The organism is Flavobacterium microcysteis (genome assembly GCF_006385255.1).
GTDB classification, from domain to species: domain Bacteria; phylum Bacteroidota; class Bacteroidia; order Flavobacteriales; family Flavobacteriaceae; genus Flavobacterium; species Flavobacterium microcysteis.
The window spans coordinates 19079-38565 of the sequence record NZ_VFJE01000056.1 but is presented as its reverse complement, the minus strand read 5'-3'; the positions used below and the strand labels follow the sequence as shown (position 1 = coordinate 38565).

14 protein-coding genes are annotated in these 19487 nt (G+C 35.8%); 2 read left to right on the top strand and 12 right to left on the bottom strand.

Annotation, left to right across the window (positions count from 1 at the left end; translation table 11 throughout):
• Position 1: 1 nt before the first annotated feature.
• The 7 genes from FJA49_RS13910 to FJA49_RS13880 form a co-directional block, all read right to left on the bottom strand.
• A complete protein-coding gene (locus FJA49_RS13910) occupies positions 2-2023 on the bottom strand; it encodes a tetratricopeptide repeat-containing sensor histidine kinase (protein WP_140001539.1) in 2022 nt (673 codons plus the stop codon).
• Between the two features lie 21 nt (positions 2024-2044).
• Positions 2045-4060 (bottom strand): tetratricopeptide repeat-containing sensor histidine kinase, encoded by a 2016-nt coding sequence (locus FJA49_RS13905; RefSeq protein ID WP_140001538.1) that lies wholly within the window; start codon positions 4058-4060, stop codon positions 2045-2047.
• 95 nt (positions 4061-4155) lie between these two features.
• Complete coding sequence (locus FJA49_RS13900) at positions 4156-4431, bottom strand: hypothetical protein (RefSeq protein WP_140001537.1); 276 nt, start codon at positions 4429-4431, stop codon at positions 4156-4158.
• A gap of 310 nt (positions 4432-4741) precedes the next feature.
• Positions 4742-5551 carry a LytR/AlgR family response regulator transcription factor gene (locus tag FJA49_RS13895; RefSeq protein ID WP_140001536.1) on the bottom strand — a complete coding sequence of 270 codons (810 nt, stop codon included), beginning with the start codon at positions 5549-5551 and terminating at the stop codon, positions 4742-4744.
• A 409-nt stretch (positions 5552-5960) separates the two neighbouring features.
• On the bottom strand, positions 5961-6698 hold the full coding sequence (locus FJA49_RS13890) for a hypothetical protein (protein WP_140001535.1): 738 nt from the start codon (positions 6696-6698) through the stop codon (positions 5961-5963).
• 148 nt (positions 6699-6846) lie between these two features.
• A complete protein-coding gene (locus FJA49_RS13885; RefSeq protein WP_140001534.1) occupies positions 6847-8388 on the bottom strand; it encodes a glycine--tRNA ligase in 1542 nt (513 codons plus the stop codon).
• A gap of 63 nt (positions 8389-8451) precedes the next feature.
• Entirely contained in the window at positions 8452-9315 is an 864-nt protein-coding gene (locus FJA49_RS13880) for a hypothetical protein (protein WP_140001533.1), read from the bottom strand.
• Positions 9316-9564: 249 nt separating this feature from the next.
• Here FJA49_RS13880 and FJA49_RS13875 point away from each other — a divergent pair, with 249 nt between their 5' ends.
• Both FJA49_RS13875 and FJA49_RS13870 read left to right on the top strand, forming a co-directional pair.
• Entirely contained in the window at positions 9565-10248 is a 684-nt protein-coding gene (locus FJA49_RS13875; protein ID WP_140001532.1) for a ComF family protein, read from the top strand.
• 69 nt (positions 10249-10317) lie between these two features.
• Entirely contained in the window at positions 10318-11916 is a 1599-nt protein-coding gene (locus FJA49_RS13870; protein WP_140001531.1) for an Ig-like domain-containing protein, read from the top strand.
• A 2-nt stretch (positions 11917-11918) separates the two neighbouring features.
• Here the strand turns inward: FJA49_RS13870 and FJA49_RS13865 are convergent, their stop codons facing one another.
• From FJA49_RS13865 to FJA49_RS13845, 5 genes are all read right to left on the bottom strand, one after another.
• Positions 11919-12680, bottom strand: a complete 762-nt coding sequence (locus FJA49_RS13865) for an amidohydrolase (protein ID WP_140001530.1) — start codon at positions 12678-12680, stop codon at positions 11919-11921.
• Between the two features lie 61 nt (positions 12681-12741).
• Positions 12742-15540, bottom strand: coding sequence for a GH92 family glycosyl hydrolase (locus FJA49_RS13860; RefSeq protein WP_140001529.1), 2799 nt, complete (start codon positions 15538-15540; stop codon positions 12742-12744).
• Positions 15541-15678: 138 nt separating this feature from the next.
• Positions 15679-16440, bottom strand: a complete 762-nt coding sequence (locus FJA49_RS13855; RefSeq protein ID WP_140001528.1) for a succinate dehydrogenase/fumarate reductase iron-sulfur subunit — start codon at positions 16438-16440, stop codon at positions 15679-15681.
• 8 nt (positions 16441-16448) lie between these two features.
• On the bottom strand, positions 16449-18458 hold the full coding sequence (locus FJA49_RS13850; protein WP_140001527.1) for a fumarate reductase/succinate dehydrogenase flavoprotein subunit: 2010 nt from the start codon (positions 18456-18458) through the stop codon (positions 16449-16451).
• 14 nt (positions 18459-18472) lie between these two features.
• Entirely contained in the window at positions 18473-19309 is an 837-nt protein-coding gene (locus FJA49_RS13845) for a succinate dehydrogenase cytochrome b subunit (protein WP_140001526.1), read from the bottom strand.
• Positions 19310-19487: the final 178 nt, after the last annotated feature.

Here is a 19487-nt window from a genome sequence, read left to right as displayed (position 1 = left end):
ACTAAATGTTTTGATCTGTTTTCATTAGCATTGTCATCCTCAACGATGTTTTCCCGTCTAAGATATGACTTATTCTTAAATCGATATTTATCTCCTTCAATCCCATATCTTTAAGAACCTGTTCTATTTCATGGTTTTTGATATCAGATAGGACACCTTCAATCTCCATTATTAAGAGCGAATTGTTTTTATAGAAACACACTGTCATATCTGTTCCTATTTCTTGTTTGTCCATACAGTTAAAATATTCCTGAAGAATCTGGTAAATACCAAGCTTTTTCTGGCTATCAAGAGCATTCCAGTCTATTGATTTGTCCATTTCCAAATTTATTTTCAATGAAGTCTTGTTTGCTAAATCCTCTAGTACTGATGTCAGAAGCTCGGAATAGTCTCTTTTGAAAAAAAACAAATCACGACCCAAGCCATGAGCTATATTTCTGATTTCCTTTTCTACATCTTGTATCTCTGCCATCTGGCTGATACAGCGCCTGACCGTTTCTGAATCGGTTTTGTTTTCCAAGACAAGCAAACTCGTGCGTATGTTGGAAAGTCTGCCCAAAACACCGTCATGCAGTTCTCTTGCGATGCGCTTTTTTTCCTTTTCTCGGCCTTCTTCGAATTTCTGATGACGGTCTGATATCAGGTGATAGATTTCTTCGTCCGCCTTCTGTCGGGAAAGCAGCAACAGGAGTTCCCGCTGCCTGGACTTACGGAGGCGAAGGAGATAGAAAACCAAGACAGAAAGCAGTACCGAGACAGCAATCCAGAAAACTGTCCATTTTTGAAGCACGGCCTTGTCCTTCGCAAGAATTACCTCATCCGTTTCATACCGAATCCTAGCAAACTTTTCACGAGTTTTTCTTTCTTCAAGTTTCAGACTGTCGCTAATCTTTATATATTCTTCTTTATACATTGATGCTTTTATAGGATCAACAGCTGCAAGCTGTCTTAATGAAACAAGGGCAGACTCAGAGTTTTTAATTTCTTTTGAGCGACTTAAAGCCTCAACTGCAAATTTTCGTGCTAGTATCGAGTCTCCTTCTTTATAATAATATTCTGATAAATGGATTTTGCTAAAAATGACACCTACTCCAATATTTAAACTATCTCTAATCCTTAAAGACTTATAGAGCATGTCTGGTAATTGGGAATAATCTTTGATTTGAAATTTAGAGCAAGCCAAATTGTCTAGTATTATACCATATAAAGAAGGCTTATCAAATACTAGTCTTTTGTCTTTCAAGGCCTCTTCAAAAAAAGCTATGGCTTGCTTATATTTTTTTTGATTTTGGTATACATTACCTATGTTATTCAAGGAACTTGATACTTCATTAAGCAATGTCAGGTTATTTTCTTTTGCTATAGCTAAGGCTTTGGTGTGATATTCTAACGATTTTTCGTAATCTTTTAACTGATTCGCAACAAAACCCAAAATATTATGAGCCTCATATATTTTAGATTTATCTGGAGTATCTCGTAATACATTCAATGCTTTTACAGCAGAGAGTTCGCACCCCAAATAATCATTTTCATAGGCCTGAGTAGTAGCCATACTGATATAAACTCCTCCCAAATTAATTTTATCATTCCTCTTTTGATAAATTTTTTCTGCTTTTACATAATATAAATAAGCACTATCTTTTTTTATAGTGTTAGCGAAATATTCTCCTATATAAGTATAGGCCTTAGCCATACTCAGGGTATCTTTACTATCTGTTGCTCTTTTTAAAATTATATGGACCGTTTTTTTAAATTCTCTAAAATCATCCATATTGTAATACCTGTTGGCAATCTTGAAAAGATTTATCCTATTCACCGAATCATTTTCCTGATTGATAAAAAAATCAAAAGCCTTTTTGTTGCATTCTAGCCTTTTTTGATAAGGTTCTGAACCCTCATTTGCTATAACGAGATATATGGGAATACTGTCTATCGTTTTTTCAGAATAATCAAGCTTTTTCTTCGAACACCCGAAAAACGATACAAATCCAATAACAGAAAATAGAAAAACTGTTTTTTTCAAGGACTAAAAGTTTTGATTTGTTTACAACGGCAATGCCATTCTTATTAATGTTCTATCCTCTAAAATATGGCTTATTCTTAAATTAGCGTCCATTCTTTTTGCCATTAGGCCTATATCCTTAAGAGTCTGTTCTTTTTCACTGTTTTTGGGATTGATTATATTGCCATCGATTTCCATTACTAAAAGTGAATTGTTTTTATACAAACGCACTGTCACATCTGTTCCTGTTTCTTGTTTGCTTATGGCTTGCAGGCATTCTTGAAGAATCTGATAGATACCTAACTTTTTCCGACTATCAAGAGCATTCCAGTCTATTGCCTTGTCAATTTCAAAATCTATTTTTAATGAAGTCTTGTTTGCTGCATCTTCTAGTACTGATGCCAGAAACTCAGGATAGTCCCTTTTTGTAGAAAATAAATCACGGCCCAAACCATGTGCAATATCCCTGACTTCCTTTTCTATATTCTGTATCTCAGCCACTTGGCTGATGCAGTGCTTGACTGTTTCCGAATCGGTTTTGTTCTCCAGGACAAGCAAACTGGCACGTATGCTGGAAAGTCTGTTCAAAACCCCATCATGCAGCTCTCTTGCAATTCGTCTCTTTTCTTTTTCGCGACCTTCTTCAAATTTTTGATGTCGTTCCGATATCAGTTGGTAGATTTCCTCATCAGCCTTCTGTCTTGATATTAACAGAAAAAACGCTCTCTGCCTGGACTGGCGAATACGAAAAGCATAAAAAACCAGTCCAGATAGCAAAATCGAAACAGCAATCCAAAATACTGTCCATTTTTGGATCACGGCCTTGTTTTTCTGAAGTATAACTTCATCTGTTTCATATCGGATCCTGGCAAATTTATCTTGTATTTTTCTTTCTTCGTAGCGAAGGCTATCTTTTAGTTTTATATATTCTAGTTTATAAAATGATGCTTTCTCAGGTTCAATCTTTGCCAACTGCCAAAAAGAAAACAATATATCTCTACTCCGTCTCATTTTTTTAGCAAGCAAAAATGCTTCATGCGCATATTTTTGAGCCTTTGGCCCATTTTTCATATCTAAAAAATAGTAGGAAAGATTTCTTTTACTAGTAATAATCCCTTCAAAATCTTTTAGACTATCTTTTATCCTTAATGATGAATAGTATAAATCAGGAAGATTAGAATAATTTTTTAGATTAGATTCTGATATGGCCAAATTACCCAAAAGAATAGCATAAGCACGAGGTTTATCTATAAATAATTTTTTTTCTTCTAAACCTTTTTTGAAATATTCTTTTGCTTTTTCGTAATCATTCAAATTTTGATATACCACCCCAATATTATTAAATACGGTTATCTTGGGATGAAAGACTGATGGTATCTCATTTTTGTTTGCAACTTCCAATGCTTTATCATAATATTCTAATGCTTTTTGATTTTCTTGCCTGTTAGCAGAAACACGGCCTAATTCAATATAGGATTCGAAAATACTATTTTGGTCATCAGAACCATTTAGAGCTTTTAATGCTTTAAAAGAATATAATTCTGTATTTGTATCGTCCCCAATATAGCTGTATATACTTGCAATTTTCCCGAAGATATAACCCGCTTTAGGTTGATTATTTAATTTTCGGTACAATCTTTCTGCTTTCCAAAAACAAATAAAAGCACTATCTATTTTCTCAGGATTTTTATAATAATCCCCTAAATAATCATAGGCTTTTGCTAAAGCAAGAGTATCGTTTTTGCTTTCGGATTCCTTAATGATAATTTTAGTGGTTTTTCCATATTCATCCAGATTATTGAGATTAAAATATCTATTCGCTACCCTAAAAAGATAGACCCTATGCATGGAATCATTTTCTTGGTTTTTAATTATTCCGAATGCTTTTTTATTGTAATTGAGCCTTACCTGTGGCGGCAAAGAATCTCGATTCGCTAGATCCAAAAATAGACGAAGGCTATCTTGGACTGTTTTTTCAGAATAATCTAATTTTTTGTTTATACAGCCTGTGAAGAAAAATAGGCAACTAAAAAGGATAGTGCAGATAGCTGTTTTCAAATTTTAAAGTTTTATACCCAAAAATAGGAAAAGCAGAAACATAAAAAAAGGCTGACAAATAATTGCCAGCCTTTAAGTTCGTATTTCTAAATTTATTAGATATCTGATTTCTTTCTAGTTTCAAAACTAAAAGATGAATTATTTGAATATTCTGTTTTAGAATTCAATCTACTTGTATTTGTTACTGGATTATCAATCTTTTTATTACTAGTAGGATTAGTTGATTGTCCTCCCATATCTTTTTTAGTACTCGAATCTCCTCCTGTATCTCCAGTTTCAGCAACCATATTCTGTGTTTTAATTTCAGTTGTAGTAAAAGAAGTCAATACAACTAAAGAAAATAGTCCGAATGTTAAAATAGCTTTTTTCATGATGTTTTTCATTTGTGGTTTAATGAATTATGTGTAAGATTTGTTCTTGAAATTAGGGTCTGTGATGTTTGATTTTCACGATGTAAAAGTACTGTGCACCTGAGAGTTATTGTAGTATTTACAGGCCTGTCTTGTGGAATGAAGCCATTCGTTAGTGGATGATACTATTTTGATAGTGAATGAATGGTTTTTGGAGGTTTTTTGATTTTTGAGACAAAAAAACAAGACAAAACAGCTCTAATCCCATATAAATAGAGGGATTTGGAAATCAAAAAATAGTGGAAATAGAAAAACTTTTCAGTTGGTCTTATTAGATTTCTAAATAGCCAGAACTGGAGATTACGGCAATAATCTGGTCAACATTGCCTTTGTAGGATTTAGAGAATGGCAGTTTTGTGGTAGTATTTTTAATATAGCAGACTGCATTTCCGGTGTGGATTCTTGATATGTAATTGATATTGACAATATAACTATTATGAATCCTGTAAAACTGTGATGGCAAGACATTTTCAAAATGCTTTAAGGTCTTGAATGCAGTAATCATTTCTCCATTATTGAGATGGATGTCTGTAGAGTTATTATCGGCCTGGAAATATTGGATGTCTTTTGCGTCTATAAAGCGATAATCACCATACGACTTTATACAGATTGTGAGCTGTTCCGGATCTTTTTTAACCGAATGGTCATTATCTACAAAAAACGGCTTTTGTTCTGGCTCTCGAGGAGTAGTGACAACAGTCGATGATGCTGATTTTTCAAACTTCAGTATTGTCTTCCTGAATTCATTCAACTCAAACGGGGCTATCAGATAATCAAAAACTTCATGTTTGATGGCTTCAAGTGCCAGATTACCATTTTTTGCAGTTACTACTATTTTTGGTATTTCCTTGAGATAGCGATACAGCTCATTGATAAGCGAAAGTGAAAGTTTACTTGCTTTGTCTTTTGGATCTATTTCCAAAAAAACCAGCTGAGGCTGGTGTTCTAAAATACAATTTAAACCATCACCGTAGTTGTTCGCAGTTGCAGCCAAACGAAAGTTTTGAAATCCATCAGCCAGGCTCTGGATATTCAAAACATTCTCTTGATTATCGTTAATGATAACGTACGAATAACTCATCAATAGCTAGTAACAAAATTTGTTTTTGGAAAAGCAGCATAATAGCTGCTTATTTTGTCAGAGCATCGTGATTAAGTCCGTAAATAAATTTTTAGACTTGCGGGAATAGTAGTTTTTGGGGCTATCTTAACTATTTTAATCGGCATTTCTCCTTATAAAGGAATCATTTTCATCATTTTATGACACAAAACACTCAACTAATTTAATTTATTTGGTGCAAAAATAGGATTGTTGTTAATACATTCTTAATTTTTGTTGATATAAAAAGAAAAAGACACTCAAAAAACCCAAATTTACCCGGATTTAAGCACTTTTCTCCAAAAACAAAATTATTATGTAAAATAAAAAAACGGAAATAAAAAAGGCTTTTTCATTTCTAAAAAAGCCTTTTTGTTTATTTGAAAGAATTTTACTGCTTGTATGTATAGGCTACAGCTAAAATTGACACACCTTCTTCAGAAGTTTCCGTAATCGTTGCCGATGTTGGATATTTGTCAGAAGTATAAACATAATCTGTCTGTGTCGTGCTCACAACAGATCCGGATGCATTTTTAATAACCACCTTTGTAGGGTTGTTAACCGGCAATAATAATTTTGCTTTAATGATTTCTCGAGGCAAGCTTTGCATATTTAGATTTAGTTCCACATTATCCAAAACATCAATAATCCCGGCAGCCTTTAACGTATAAAAGAAAGTATTTGGTGCTGTGTCATATGTTACTTTTGCTGTAAACTCTTCGATGTCACCATACTCATTTTCTTGAAAAAGTCTTATATCTGTAGGATTCCCTTTTGAATCATAATTTAAAACTTCTCCTATTTCATAGGCTTCGTATGGAGCCTGGTACAATTCGCTAATCATGAAAGGCTCTCCTTCACCGGTAACATTTGCCAGATTATTATTCTGATAAACGAAAAAATTTGATTGCACTCCATCCGTAACATTTGAAACCCTTCCAGACGAATCATAATTTACTGTAAAATTGCTTGGACTATCGGAACCATCTGTTGGGGTTATAGTAACTGTCTTAAGATATTTTTGGGCAGCACCAGCATTTCCATTATCAAATTCATCCGATGAAGAATCAGAACAGCTAGATGCAAAAACAGCAAATAATAAAGAAGCTAAAATTAATTTCTTTTTCATAAATCATTAAATAGTTTGAGTTAGTTGAAAACAAATATACTTTTTTTCACATTTCTATAACAAGAAAAATCATTTTAAAATAAAATTTTTACTAAATAAAAAAGGCACTCATTTAGAGTGCCTTTTTATGAATTTGATATCCGTATTTTTATATTTTCTGAAGCCAGGTTCTCATTGATACTTCCTGATTGATAATATCTTTTAATTCAGAAACTTTTACTCGATCTTGTTTCATAGAATCCCTATGACGAATAGTTACAGTCTTATCTTCAAGTGACTGATGGTCTACCGTAATACAGAATGGTGTTCCTAGTGCGTCTTGTCTTCTATAGCGTCTTCCAACAGCATCTTTTTCATCATAGGCAACATTGAAATCCCATTTCAGGTCTTCAATAATTTCTTGTGCCAATTCCGGAAGTCCATCTCTTTTAATTAAAGGCAATACTGCTGCTTTTGTAGGAGCCAAAACTGCTGGCAATCTCAACACGGTTCTTACTGATCCGTCTTCCAAAGTTTCTTCTTTTAACGAATTAGAGAAGACAGCCAAAAACATCCTATCGAGACCAACAGAGGTTTCAACCACATAAGGAACATAATTTTGATTGGTTTCCGGATCAAAATATTGTAGTTTTCTTCCAGAATGTTTTTCATGCGCTTTTAAATCAAAGTCTGTCCTTGAGTGGATTCCTTCCAGTTCTTTAAAGCCGAATGGGAAATTAAATTCGATATCAGCTGCAGCATTAGCATAATGTGCCAGTTTTTCGTGGTCATGGAATCGGTAATTTTCCTTACCAAGACCAAGAGACAGGTGCCAATTCAAACGAGTAGTCTTCCAGTATTTGTACCACTGCATTTCTTCACCCGGCTTTACAAAAAACTGCATTTCCATCTGTTCGAATTCTCTCATTCTGAAAATAAACTGTCTAGCAACAATTTCGTTTCTGAACGCTTTCCCTGTCTGCGCAATCCCGAAAGGCACTTTCATTCTTCCCGATTTTTGCACGTTTAGAAAGTTCACAAAAATTCCTTGTGCTGTTTCCGGACGCAGGTATAAGTCCATTGCGCTTTCTGCCGAAGCACCTAGCTTTGTGCCAAACATCAGGTTAAACTGTTTAACATCTGTCCAGTTTTTAGAACCTGTTTCAGGATCAGCGATTTCCAGCTCTTCTATCAGAGCCTTTACATCTGCAAGATTTTCTGTTTCAAGCGAACGTGCCATACGCTCAAGAATTTCTTTCTTTTTTGCCAAATATTCTACAACTCTGGCATTAGTAGTTACAAATTCTTGTTCGTTAAAAGCTTCGCCAAAGCGGGCTCTGGCTTTTTCTATTTCTTTTTGTGCCTTCTGATTTATCTTTTCAGCATAATCTTCAATCAAAACATCAGCACGGTATCTTTTTTTAGAATCTTTGTTATCGATTAATGGATCGTTAAATGCATCTACGTGTCCTGAAGCTTTCCAAGTTGTTGGATGCATCAAAATAGCCGCATCGATTCCCACAATGTTTTCGTGCATCTGCACCATTGCTTTCCACCAATATTCGCGGATATTTTTCTTCAGTTCAACACCGTTTTGTGCATAATCATAAACTGCACTCAATCCATCGTAAATTTCGCTTGACGGAAAAATATATCCGTATTCTTTTGCGTGCGAAACTATATTTTTAAATAAATCGTCTTGTTTTGCCATAGTGCAAAAATATAAAAAGAGAATGAAAATCGGGGGAAATGCTATTTTTTTAAACCAGAAAGTTTAAAGAAGAAGAAGACTGGTATTTCCAATCAAATGAGCACCGGAAAATATGTTGACAGTATAGTTTCCTTTTATGAGATGTTGCTTGTTTGCATCAACAAAAACACAAACATCAACATCACCTTTATCATAATCGACACTAGTTTTAGCGCTGTAAAAAAGTGTCTGATTTTTAATCTCTATTGAAGATTTGTTTTTGCTTACGATATTGGCTTTGGGATTAATAATCTGAATAAATATTTCTTTGATTCCTCTTTCAATCCACATATTGTCTTCAAGAGTGAAGCAAACTTTTATCTGCTCCGTGTTTTTTGTTTTTTTGGTTTCGAGTACTTTTTCAGATACTGTTCTGGCTCCAATAGCGCTTACATTAGAAGCTCTGAGTTTTTTCTTTTCTACTTTTACTTCTGAACTTGCCAGAATCTCAGATTCTAATTGGTTGATTTTTGCGTACAGTTTTTCAATTTCTTTTTTATTATTCTCAAAATCTTGTTGTTTTAATCTGAGAATATTATTGAGTGTCTCTAACTGTGAGCTTTTGGTATATTTTTCTTTTGTAAGTACCGAAATATTTTCTTTAAGCATGTTCAGGTTAGACCTAACGGAATCATCTGTCTGAACTGTCTTATTTTTTAGCTCTTCCAATTCTTTTTTCAATTGCATATTTTGCTGAAGTGCAGCATCATAACGAACTAATATCTCGCTAATCTCATTGTTATGCAATTTCCGATCTAACTCAACATTATGAGTCATGTCCTCTTTTTCAGTTTTTATGCTATACAATTCCACTGCAAGTGCAGCCGCCGTCAAAATGGAAATAATGGCAGTTATATTCACAATAGAAAATGCAGGCTTGAAAGACATAGTTTCTGAAAAATTTTGGTGAAATTAACCGAATGCCTTCTGCCAGCAAAAAATAATCGACCAAAAGTGAATCCATCAGGTTGAACGAACGTTTTTAAGAATTCTCATTTTTCCAGAACTCTTAATAAAAACTTAAAATTAGATATATCAGCAATTTATATTTTATTCGATTTTAAAATTTAAAAATTGACGAAAGATTTTGTCAAAAATTTCCTTATTTTTAAGCTATCCATTTATAAACCAAATAGCATGTTTAAAAGCCTTTTCGACTTATTTTTCCCACAAGTATGCCTTGGTTGTGGTGAATTTATGCAGTTAAACGAAACCGTAATCTGCACTTCCTGTCGACACGAACTGCCGTTGACAAACCATCATCTGGAAACAGAAAACGAAATCATCAAAAAATTTTACGGTAGAATTCCTATCGAATTTGGAGCAGCCATGGTTTACTTTCACAAAAAAGGAATTGTTCAGGAGCTCATCCACAATCTGAAATACAAAAACCATCAGGAAATTGGTACTATGCTGGGTGCATGGTATGGAGAAGATTTAAAACTTTTAGAAATCGTCAAAAGCATCGATTTTATCATTCCGGTTCCACTACATAAGAAGCGATTAAAAAAACGCGGCTATAATCAGGTAGAGAAATTTGGACTTGCCTTATCAACTCTACTTCAAGTTGCGTATAACGACTCCATATTATACAGAGCTGTCTATTCTGACACTCAAACCCAGAAAAGCTTTTTTGGTAGAACAGAAATCAGGGAAAATCTGTTTGATGTTATGTTTTCGGAAGCGCATCACGGCAAACACTTCTTGCTGGTAGATGATGTTATTACCAGCGGAACCACTATTGAAGTCTGCGCTAAAGCTTTATTGAAAATCCCCGATGCCAAAATTAGCGTTGTGACTATGGCTTACTCCCATTCTTAAGAAATAATTCTTGCAAAGATTTCGTCAGCTCTAAATATAATTGTTATTTTGTACATAAATTATTTCCTGATGTTTAGAATCCGATTTGCGTTTTTATATATTATTTTGGCCTTGTCCGTAATAAGTTGTGCAAAAAGAGGCAGTATTACCGGCGGCCTAAAGGACACTCTTCCGCCTGTATTACGTTACAGCGAACCAAAAAATTTCAGCACCAATTTCAACGTAAAGGAAATCAAGATTACTTTTGATGAGTATGTCAAAATTAAGGATGTAAACAAACAGCTGATTATTTCACCACCAATGAAAAATCCGCCTATAGTTTCGCCAAGCAACGCCAGCAAATACATCACTATAAAATTAAGGGATACACTGCTGCCTAATACGACTTACAGTTTTAACTTTGGAAGCAGTATCCAAGATAACAATGAAGGAAATCCATACCAACAATTCAAATATGTATTTTCAACAGGAAATGCTATCGATTCGCTTTCTATAGGAGGCTTTATAAAAGACGCCTACACCAAAGATGTCGATAATTTTGTCTCGGTTATGCTCTATGAAGTAAATGAGACTTTTACAGATTCAATCATCTATAAAGAAAATCCGAGATATGTAACCAATACTTTGGATAGCCTCAAGACATTCAAGCTTGAAAATCTAAAAGAAGGCAAATATTTGTTGGTCGCTCTGAAGGATCAGAATAATAATTTTAAATTCAATCCAAAAACTGATAAGATTGCTTTTCACAAAGAATTTATAAAAATCCCGAGCGATACCCTTTATGAAATGGAATTGTTTAAGGAGATCACACCTTTTAAAGCGACCAAACCATATCAGGATTCCGGAAATAAAATTATCGTTCCTTATGAAGGAGATGGTAAAAACGCTGTTGTTACCTTAAAAAATAACGGGGAAAATCTTCCGGTAAAAGTCACCAAATTCCCTAAAAAAGACTCGTTGCAGGTATGGTTCAATCCTATAAAAACGGATTCCCTACTCCTTAAAATTGACAAGGACAAATTCAGCAAAGAGTTTACAGTAAAAATTAAAAACCAGAAAAAGGACACACTTAGCTTCCAAGCAGTGCAAAGCAATACGTTGCATTTTCGTGACCGTTTTACCATCAGCACTTCTATGCCGTTAGCCACTGTAGATAAATCCAAAATCAACATAGTAAATAAGGACTCTATAACTGTTCCTTTTACTACTGAGTATGATGAATTTTACCGGGAAATAAAGATTGACTTTGAAAAAGAACCGTTGGAAACCTATAAAATCACTGCGCTTCCCGGTGCTTTTACAAATTATCTGCAACAGGCGAATGATACATTAAATTACCGCCTAAAGACCCAGAATCTCTCCGAATATGGAAATCTTCGCATACGATTACAAAACGTAAAACAGTATCCTGTCATTATTGAAATTACCAATTCCAAAGGTGACCTCATTGCTTCAGAATATTCCGAAGGCAACGATATTGTTGACTTTATGGGACTACAGCCAAATCTTTTTACGCTTCGGGTAATCTACGATGAAAACAAAAATAAGATTTGGGATACCGGTAGTTATTTGGAAAAACGACAAGCTGAAGAAGTAGTTTATTATCCAACAGCAATAGATGTCAGGGCCAATTGGGATGTAGACCAAACAGTCAATCTCGGAAATTGACGCTATTGTATTTCAAAAGAATCACGATCGTCTAAAAACGCTAACTTTTTTCGGGTTTCCAGCATTTGATTTTTGTCTAAGTCTACAATAAAAATCCCTTCAGTTTCCTGAGGTTCTAGTATTGTATTTCCTAAAAAGTCTATGGCTTGTGAATGCCCTACATATTCATGGTTGCTTTCGTCCCGTCCAATTCTATTGACTCCAACCGTATAACACATATTCTCAACAGAGCGGGCTTTGAGTAAAATGTCCCAGGCATTTATGCGAAGCTTTGGCCAATTTGCAACGTAGAGGAGCAAATCATAATTTTCTACATTTCTGGAAAAAACTGGAAATCTCAGGTCGTAGCAAATCAATGGGCAGATTTTCCATCCCTTATATTCTACTATCAACTTTTGCTGTCCTGGTGTATAGATTTTTTCTTCTCCTGCTAAAGAAAAAAGATGTCTTTTGTCATAGTATTGAACTTCTCCTGAAGGAAAAACAAAAACCAGTCTGTTGTAGTAATTATCATTTTCAATAATTATAAGGCTCCCTGTTATGGCTACCTCTTTATTTTTTGCCCAATGTTTTAACCATAAAAGTGTTTCGCCCTCCATTGTTTCAGCAACAGTATGAGGATTCATCGTAAAGCCTGTAGTAAACATTTCTGGAAGAACAATCAGATCTACTGTCTGGATTGAATTGATTTTTTCTTCGAAATAATCTCGATTGGCTTTTGGGTTTTCCCAAATTAACGGTACTTGGATTAGGGCGGTTTTCATGTTCGTTTTAAAAACTAACCCTGCCAGGGTTTTGAACCCTGGCAGGGTTAGAGTAGTTAATTTATTTAATTGTTATTTCATCTATAAAAATAAAGGCATCGCCTCCAAAACCTTGGTGCCATTCCGGAAGTTTTCCATATTTGTAGGCTTTTATTTTTATATATCTGGCTTTGATTTCAGGAATTGTAGTTTCAAAATTTGCAATCTGGACATCTGTATTTTTGGCATCCAGCTTGTTTTCAATAGTTTTGACCAGCTTGAAGTTCTGGTTATCGTCTGAAGTATAAAATTCGACTTTCGTTGGCATCAAAATCCATGCTCTGGAATCCTGTAAGAATCGTGCAGAAAGCGAGGTCACTTTTTTGCTTGTTCTTAGATCAATTATACCTTCAAAATCTTGTCCCTGATAGCCTTGCCAATCTCCTTTTCGCCAGTTTTCGCTTCCTAATATTCCATCAATCAAACCAGCATCACCTCCTGCATGGTATTGCGGATTGTATTGCGATTTGATAGTGATTGTATAATCATTTGGTTTTTTGACGAAGGTAGCTGCAATTGTATTACTGGTTTTGCCGCTTCTTTCTGCATAAGCTTTGATTGTAGCCGTTTCTGTGACCTCTAAAGGATTTGCATACTTCTTCCATGCTGGCTTAGCAGAAGATGGATTAGAAGCGTTTTCTATTGCATAATAAAGGACATCGCCTGGGTTTTGCGAAGCGATTTCTATTTTCATTTTATCTTTGAACGATTTGCTGTCTGCTTCAATTACGGGAACCGGAGTAATTTCAGAAAATTCTTCTTTTTGAGCTTTTGCCATCACTTCTTTTAAATAGCCTTTGTGTGCTTTTTTTGTAATGGTCAATTCCTCTTTGTTCTCAAAATGGATTTTAACCTTGTCAAAATAAGGCTCTGTAAGTGTCCACTCAGCATTTCCTGGTGTTACGGCATACATTCCCATTGAACTCAAGACATACCATGCGCTCATCTGTCCGCAGTCTTCATTTCCAATCAGTCCATCTGGCGTATTTTTATAAAATTCGTTTAGGATATAATGCACTTTCGCAGTAGTCTTTTCAGGCTTACCAATATAATTATACAGATAAGTCATATGGTGACTTGGCTCATTCCCGTGAGCATACTGGCCAATCAATCCGGTAACATCAACTTGTTCTCGTCCTGTCGTTTTGCTTTCGCTGTTGAACATTTCATCCAATTTAGCTTCAAACTTTTCTTTCCCGCCATAGGCTTTAATCATACCGGGAATGTCTTGCAAAACGAAAAAGGAATACTGCCATGAATTACCTTCCGTAAAATTATTATTTACTTCTCTCGGGTCAAAAGGCTTGTCCCAGCCGCCATTTTTCTTTGGTCGCATAAACCCTGTTTCCCAATCAAAAACGTTTTTCCAATTTTGGGAACGTTTTATGAAATACTGATAGTCTTCCTGCTTATTGAGCATTTTGGCCATTTGCGCAATACACCAGTCGTCATAGGCGTACTCAACGGTTTTGGAAACGCTTTCGTGTTCGTCGTCAATACTAATAAAACCATTCTTTTTGTAGGCGTCTAAGCCCAAATGGTCCAGCATTGCAGAATGTTTAGCCGCTTCAAATGCTTTTTCATAATCAAAGCCTTTGATTCCTTTCGCCATTGCATCTGCCATTACCGAAACGGAATGGTATCCAATCATGCAGTCTGTTTCATTAGACGCCAATTCCCAAACAGGCAGCCTTCCTCCTTGCTCATATTGCTTTAGAAACGTATTGATAAAATCTGCTGTTCTCTTTTTATCAATTAAAGTATACAAAGGATGGGCGGCACGGAAAGTATCCCAAAGCGAAAAAACCGAATAATAGTCAAATCCTTTTGCCGTGTGAATCTCATTGTCACGTCCTCTGTATTTTCCATCTAAATCCTGCGCTATATTCGGCTGCATCATCGTATGATATAACGCAGTATAGAAGATTGCCATTTTATTTTTATCAGACGATGTTACTTCAATTTTGGACAATTCCTTATTCCATAGCTTTTCTGCTTCTGTCCTTACTGTTTTGAAATCCCAATGGTTTATTTCAGACATATTAAGTTTTGCACCCTCATAAGAAGTTGGCGAAAGCGAAACTTTTACCAGCAGTTTTTCTCCTTTTTTGACCTGTTTGGAAAAACTTATCGCCAAAAGGCTTCCTGCAAAAAACTGGTCTGTAACTTTTGCCGGTGCGAAAGCATTATTATTGACTTTTGTAATTGTCATTGGTTGGTTGAATTCAATCCTCGAAAACACATATTGGTCACGTGCCCATGCTTCGCTCCTTCTTAAAATTTCAATGGTTTTATTGTCGATGATCCTTACTTCTCCCATAATCAAATGATCACGGTGATTCAGGTCAAGAATGATATTTGCCTGACCAGAATTATTAAAAGTATATTCATGAAATCCGACTCTTGTAGAAGTCGTTAGTGCCACATCTATATTATCGTCATCTAATTTTACGGAGTAGAAACCTGCCGCCGCTTTTTCATTAGAATGTGAGAATTTTGAAGAATAAACCTTGTTATCCAGAGAAGGCTCACCCATGGTAGGCATTAGCATAATATCACCAAAATCCGAAACTCCGGTACCGTTTAGATGCGTATGCGAAAATCCATAAATTACATTGTCGGAATAATGATAGCCTGAACACCCATCCCAGCTTCCATCTATTCTGGTATCTGGAGAAAGCTGCACCATCCCAAAAGGTACTGTGGCTCCTGGAAAAGTGTGTCCGTGGCCTCCGGTTCCAATCATAGGATTGACATATTGCTGGTAATTTTGGGCGAATGATAGTGTAGAAATTAATAATAGTAGGGAAAAATATTTCATTGTGTTTGTTTTGTCTCCCAAATATAGGAATATTTCAAGAAAGGGAAACCTGACAAACTTTATCTCTCTGTATGAAATCCATAAAAAAAGACGCATTAAAAAATGCGCCTTTTTTATTTTATGATTATTTATCGATTCTTATTTCAAGCTCGCTGCCAAATATTCTCTATTCATTCTTGCGATGTTTTCCAATGAAATTCCTTTTGGACATTCAACCTCACAAGCTCCTGTATTTGTACAGTTTCCGAATCCTTCTTCATCCATTTGACGAACCATGTTCAAGACACGTTGCGTGGCTTCTACCTTTCCTTGCGGAAGCAATGCATATTGAGATACTTTTGCTCCTACGAAAAGCATAGCAGAACCATTTTTACAAGTAGCTACACAAGCACCACATCCGATACAAGCCGCTGCTTCAAAAGCACGATCAGCATCATGTTTAGGCACTGGAGTCGCATTAGCATCGATTGTATTTCCTGAAGTATTTACAGAAACAAATCCTCCTGCTTGTTGGATTCTGTCAAATGCAGTACGATCAACAACTAAATCTTTGATTACCGGGAAAGCCTTACTTCTCCATGGTTCAACATAAATCGTATCGTTGTTTTTGAACATACGCATGTGCAACTGGCAAGTCGTGATTCCAGTATCCGGTCCGTGTGCTCTACCATTGATAAATAATGAGCACATACCACAAATACCTTCACGGCAGTCATGGTCAAAAGCTACTGGTTCTTGTCTTTCCGAAACCAATTGTTCGTTCAATTGATCAAGCATTTCAAGGAAAGAGCTCTCAATTGAAACGTTATCTAACTTATAGGTTTCGATTTTTCCTTTTTCTTTGGCATTTTTCTGACGCCAAATTTTAAGGTTTATGTTTATAAATTTTGATGAAGCCATAGTAGTGATTATTTGTAATTACGAGCCGCAATTTTTATAAATTCATAATTCAGTTCTTCCTTGTGGAGTACTTCTTTATTGATGTCGCTTCCATGGTATTCCCATGCTCCAACAAATTTAAAGTTTTCGTCATCACGAAGTGTTTCTCCTTCGGCATCTTGGTATTCTTCACGGAAATGTCCTCCACAAGATTCTTTTCTTTGCAGACCGTCCATCGCCATCAATTGTCCCAGTTCCATGAAATCAGCTACTCTAAGTGCTTTTTCCAATTCCGGGTTCAATTCATCTGCGCTTCCTGGAACATATACTTCTTTGTAAAACTCTTTACGTAAAGCATCGATTTCTTCTACTGCTTCCGACAGTCCTTTTTCGTTACGTCCCATACCTACTTTATTCCACATAATGTTTCCTAAAGCTTTGTGGAAATGGTCTACTGATTTTGTACCATTGTTGTTAAGGAAGAAATTGATTGAGTCTTTTACTCTCTTTTCAGCCTCGTCGAATTCTGGCGTATTAGTAGCGATTTTCCCTGTACGGATTTCATCAGCAAGATAGTTTGAAACTGTGTATGGCAATACGAAATATCCGTCAGCCAATCCTTGCATCAAAGCAGAAGCTCCAAGTCTGTTTGCTCCGTGGTCAGAGAAGTTGGCTTCTCCAGCTACGAAACAACCAGGAATTGTAGACTGCAGGTTATAATCTACCCAAACACCACCCATTGTGTAGTGAACGGCAGGATAAATTTTCATTGGAGTTTCATACGGGTTTTCATCAGTAATTTTTTCATACATCTGGAAAAGGTTACCGTATTTTTCTTCCACCCATTGTTTTCCTAATTTGATTACTTCTTCATCAGTAGGATGGTGATTTCCCTGTGCATAAGCTGTCTGACGACCTTTGCTCTTAATTTCAGAAGCAAAGTCAAGGTAAACTCCTTCATTAGTATCGTTCGCCTCAATTCCATAACCGGCATCACAACGCTCTTTTGCAGCTCTGGAAGCTACGTCACGTGGCACCAGGTTACCAAATGCAGGATATCTTCTTTCTAAGTAATAATCTCTATCTTCTTCAGCGATTTGTGTCGGTTTTAATTTCCCGGCACGAATTGCTTCCGCATCTTCTTTCTTTTTAGGCACCCAGATTCTTCCTGAGTTACGCAATGATTCTGACATCAAAGTCAGTTTCGATTGGTTCGTCCCGTGAACCGGAATACAGGTTGGGTGAATCTGTACATAACAAGGGTTAGCAAAATAAGCACCCTGTTTGTGGATTTTCCACGCAGCAGTCACGTTACTTCCCATTGCATTCGTAGAAAGGAAATATACGTTTCCGTATCCTCCTGAAGCAATGATAACGGCATGTGCAGAATGTCTTTCAATTTCACCGGTAATCAGGTTACGGGCAATGATTCCTCTTGCTTTTCCGTCAACTTTTACCAAGTCAAGCATTTCATGACGGTTGAACATTTCCACACGTCCTAAACCGATTTGTCTTGACAGTGCTGAATAAGCTCCTAAAAGCAATTGTTGTCCGGTTTGTCCGGCAGCATAAAAAGTACGCTGTACTTGTGTTCCACCAAAAGAACGGTTGTCTAGCAATCCGCCATAATCACGGGCAAAAGGAACTCCTTGTGCCACGCATTGGTCGATGATATTTCCGGAAACTTCGGCAAGACGGTGAACGTTTGCTTCCCTTGCACGGTAATCTCCTCCTTTAATCGTATCGTAGAATAAGCGATAAATACTATCGCCATCATTTTGGTAATTTTTAGCGGCATTGATACCTCCCTGAGCAGCAATCGAGTGGGCTCTACGTGGAGAATCCTGGAAACAGAATGCTTTCACATTATATCCCATCTCGCCTAAAGAAGCAGCAGCAGAAGCTCCAGCCAAACCTGTACCAACAACAATCACATCAATTTTAGGCCTGTTATTAGGCGCTACCAAATTAAGATGATCTTTATGGTTGGTCCATTTTTCTGATATATGTCCTTCTGGAATTTTAGAATCTAAACTCATATCTTGTTCGTGTGTTATTTAGCAAAAAAGTGAATGTAAATCGGAATAATCGCAAAAAGAAGCGGCACGATAACTGAAAACGCTTTTCCGAAACCTTTAATTAATCCGTTATATTTTGGGTTATTTGCTCCTAATGATTGGAATGCGCTGGCAAAGCCATGCAACAAGTGGAAAGACAATACAAACATTGCAATTACATATAGTATTGTTGCTATCAGTCCGTATTTTGCATCTTTGAAAAATGCAAACGTAATTTTATGCAAATCTTTATATCCTTCTGCAATTTTTAAATTGCCTGTTTTATCGTAAAATTCTGTACGGTTTCTGATTTCCAAACCTGAATTTTCCAAGTCTACAGGAATATATTTATCTTTTCCTGTGTTTTGAGTTACATAAAAATCATATGTCTTACCCTCATAATCTACCTGTACTGTTTCTAAAGGCATCTTTTCATCAAAGTGCATTACTGCCCAGAAGTTTACCATGTGCGTCACGATGAAAACCAAAATCAAGGTTCCTAAAACCGCCATGTTTCTGGAAGCCCAAGCCGAATTTGCCGAAGGATTTTCCATTGCATATCGGATAGGTCTTGCTTTTCTGTTTTGAACAGTCAACATAATACCATCAACTGCATGGAAAAGAATAGAAATGTAAGTTAGGTAAGACAATAACTTTACTGCCGGATTTGTAGTCATAAACAATGCATATTGATTGAAATGAGATGCATCGCTAAAAATCAATTGCAAGTTTCCAGCTAAATGTCCTACCAAAAACAAGCATAAAAATAAACCTGTTAGAGCCATCCAGTACTTTTTTGCCAGGGATGACTTTAAGATTGCAGATTTTGCCATAAGAGTTGTTTGTGTGTTTTAAAAAATCACACAAAAATAAGGCATATTCAAATTAACTACAACCTTTTCGAACTATTTATAATCAGTATAAAGTGGATATCTTTTGCAGTAAATCGGGTTTAAAATTTCATTTCCAATAATTTTAATACCGAATAATTCTCAAAAGAAAAATAAATTT

Bases quoted from the DNA above. Each gene is read 5' to 3' on its own strand.
- FJA49_RS13900 (WP_140001537.1), bottom strand. From the start codon at position 4,431: ATGAAAAAAGCTATTTTAACATTCGGACTATTTTCTTTAGTTGTATTG.
- FJA49_RS13895 (WP_140001536.1), bottom strand. From the start codon at position 5,551: ATGAGTTATTCGTACGTTATCATTAACGATAATCAAGAGAATGTTTTG.
- FJA49_RS13890 (WP_140001535.1), bottom strand. From the start codon at position 6,698: ATGAAAAAGAAATTAATTTTAGCTTCTTTATTATTTGCTGTTTTTGCA.
- FJA49_RS13885 (WP_140001534.1), bottom strand. From the start codon at position 8,388: ATGGCAAAACAAGACGATTTATTTAAAAATATAGTTTCGCACGCAAAA.
- FJA49_RS13880 (WP_140001533.1), bottom strand. From the start codon at position 9,315: ATGTCTTTCAAGCCTGCATTTTCTATTGTGAATATAACTGCCATTATT.
- FJA49_RS13875 (WP_140001532.1), top strand. From the start codon at position 9,565: ATGTTTAAAAGCCTTTTCGACTTATTTTTCCCACAAGTATGCCTTGGT.
- FJA49_RS13870 (WP_140001531.1), top strand. From the start codon at position 10,318: ATGTTTAGAATCCGATTTGCGTTTTTATATATTATTTTGGCCTTGTCC.
- FJA49_RS13865 (WP_140001530.1), bottom strand. From the start codon at position 12,680: ATGAAAACCGCCCTAATCCAAGTACCGTTAATTTGGGAAAACCCAAAA.
- FJA49_RS13860 (WP_140001529.1), bottom strand. From the start codon at position 15,540: ATGAAATATTTTTCCCTACTATTATTAATTTCTACACTATCATTCGCC.
- FJA49_RS13855 (WP_140001528.1), bottom strand. From the start codon at position 16,440: ATGGCTTCATCAAAATTTATAAACATAAACCTTAAAATTTGGCGTCAG.
- FJA49_RS13850 (WP_140001527.1), bottom strand. From the start codon at position 18,458: ATGAGTTTAGATTCTAAAATTCCAGAAGGACATATATCAGAAAAATGG.
- FJA49_RS13845 (WP_140001526.1), bottom strand. From the start codon at position 19,309: ATGGCAAAATCTGCAATCTTAAAGTCATCCCTGGCAAAAAAGTACTGG.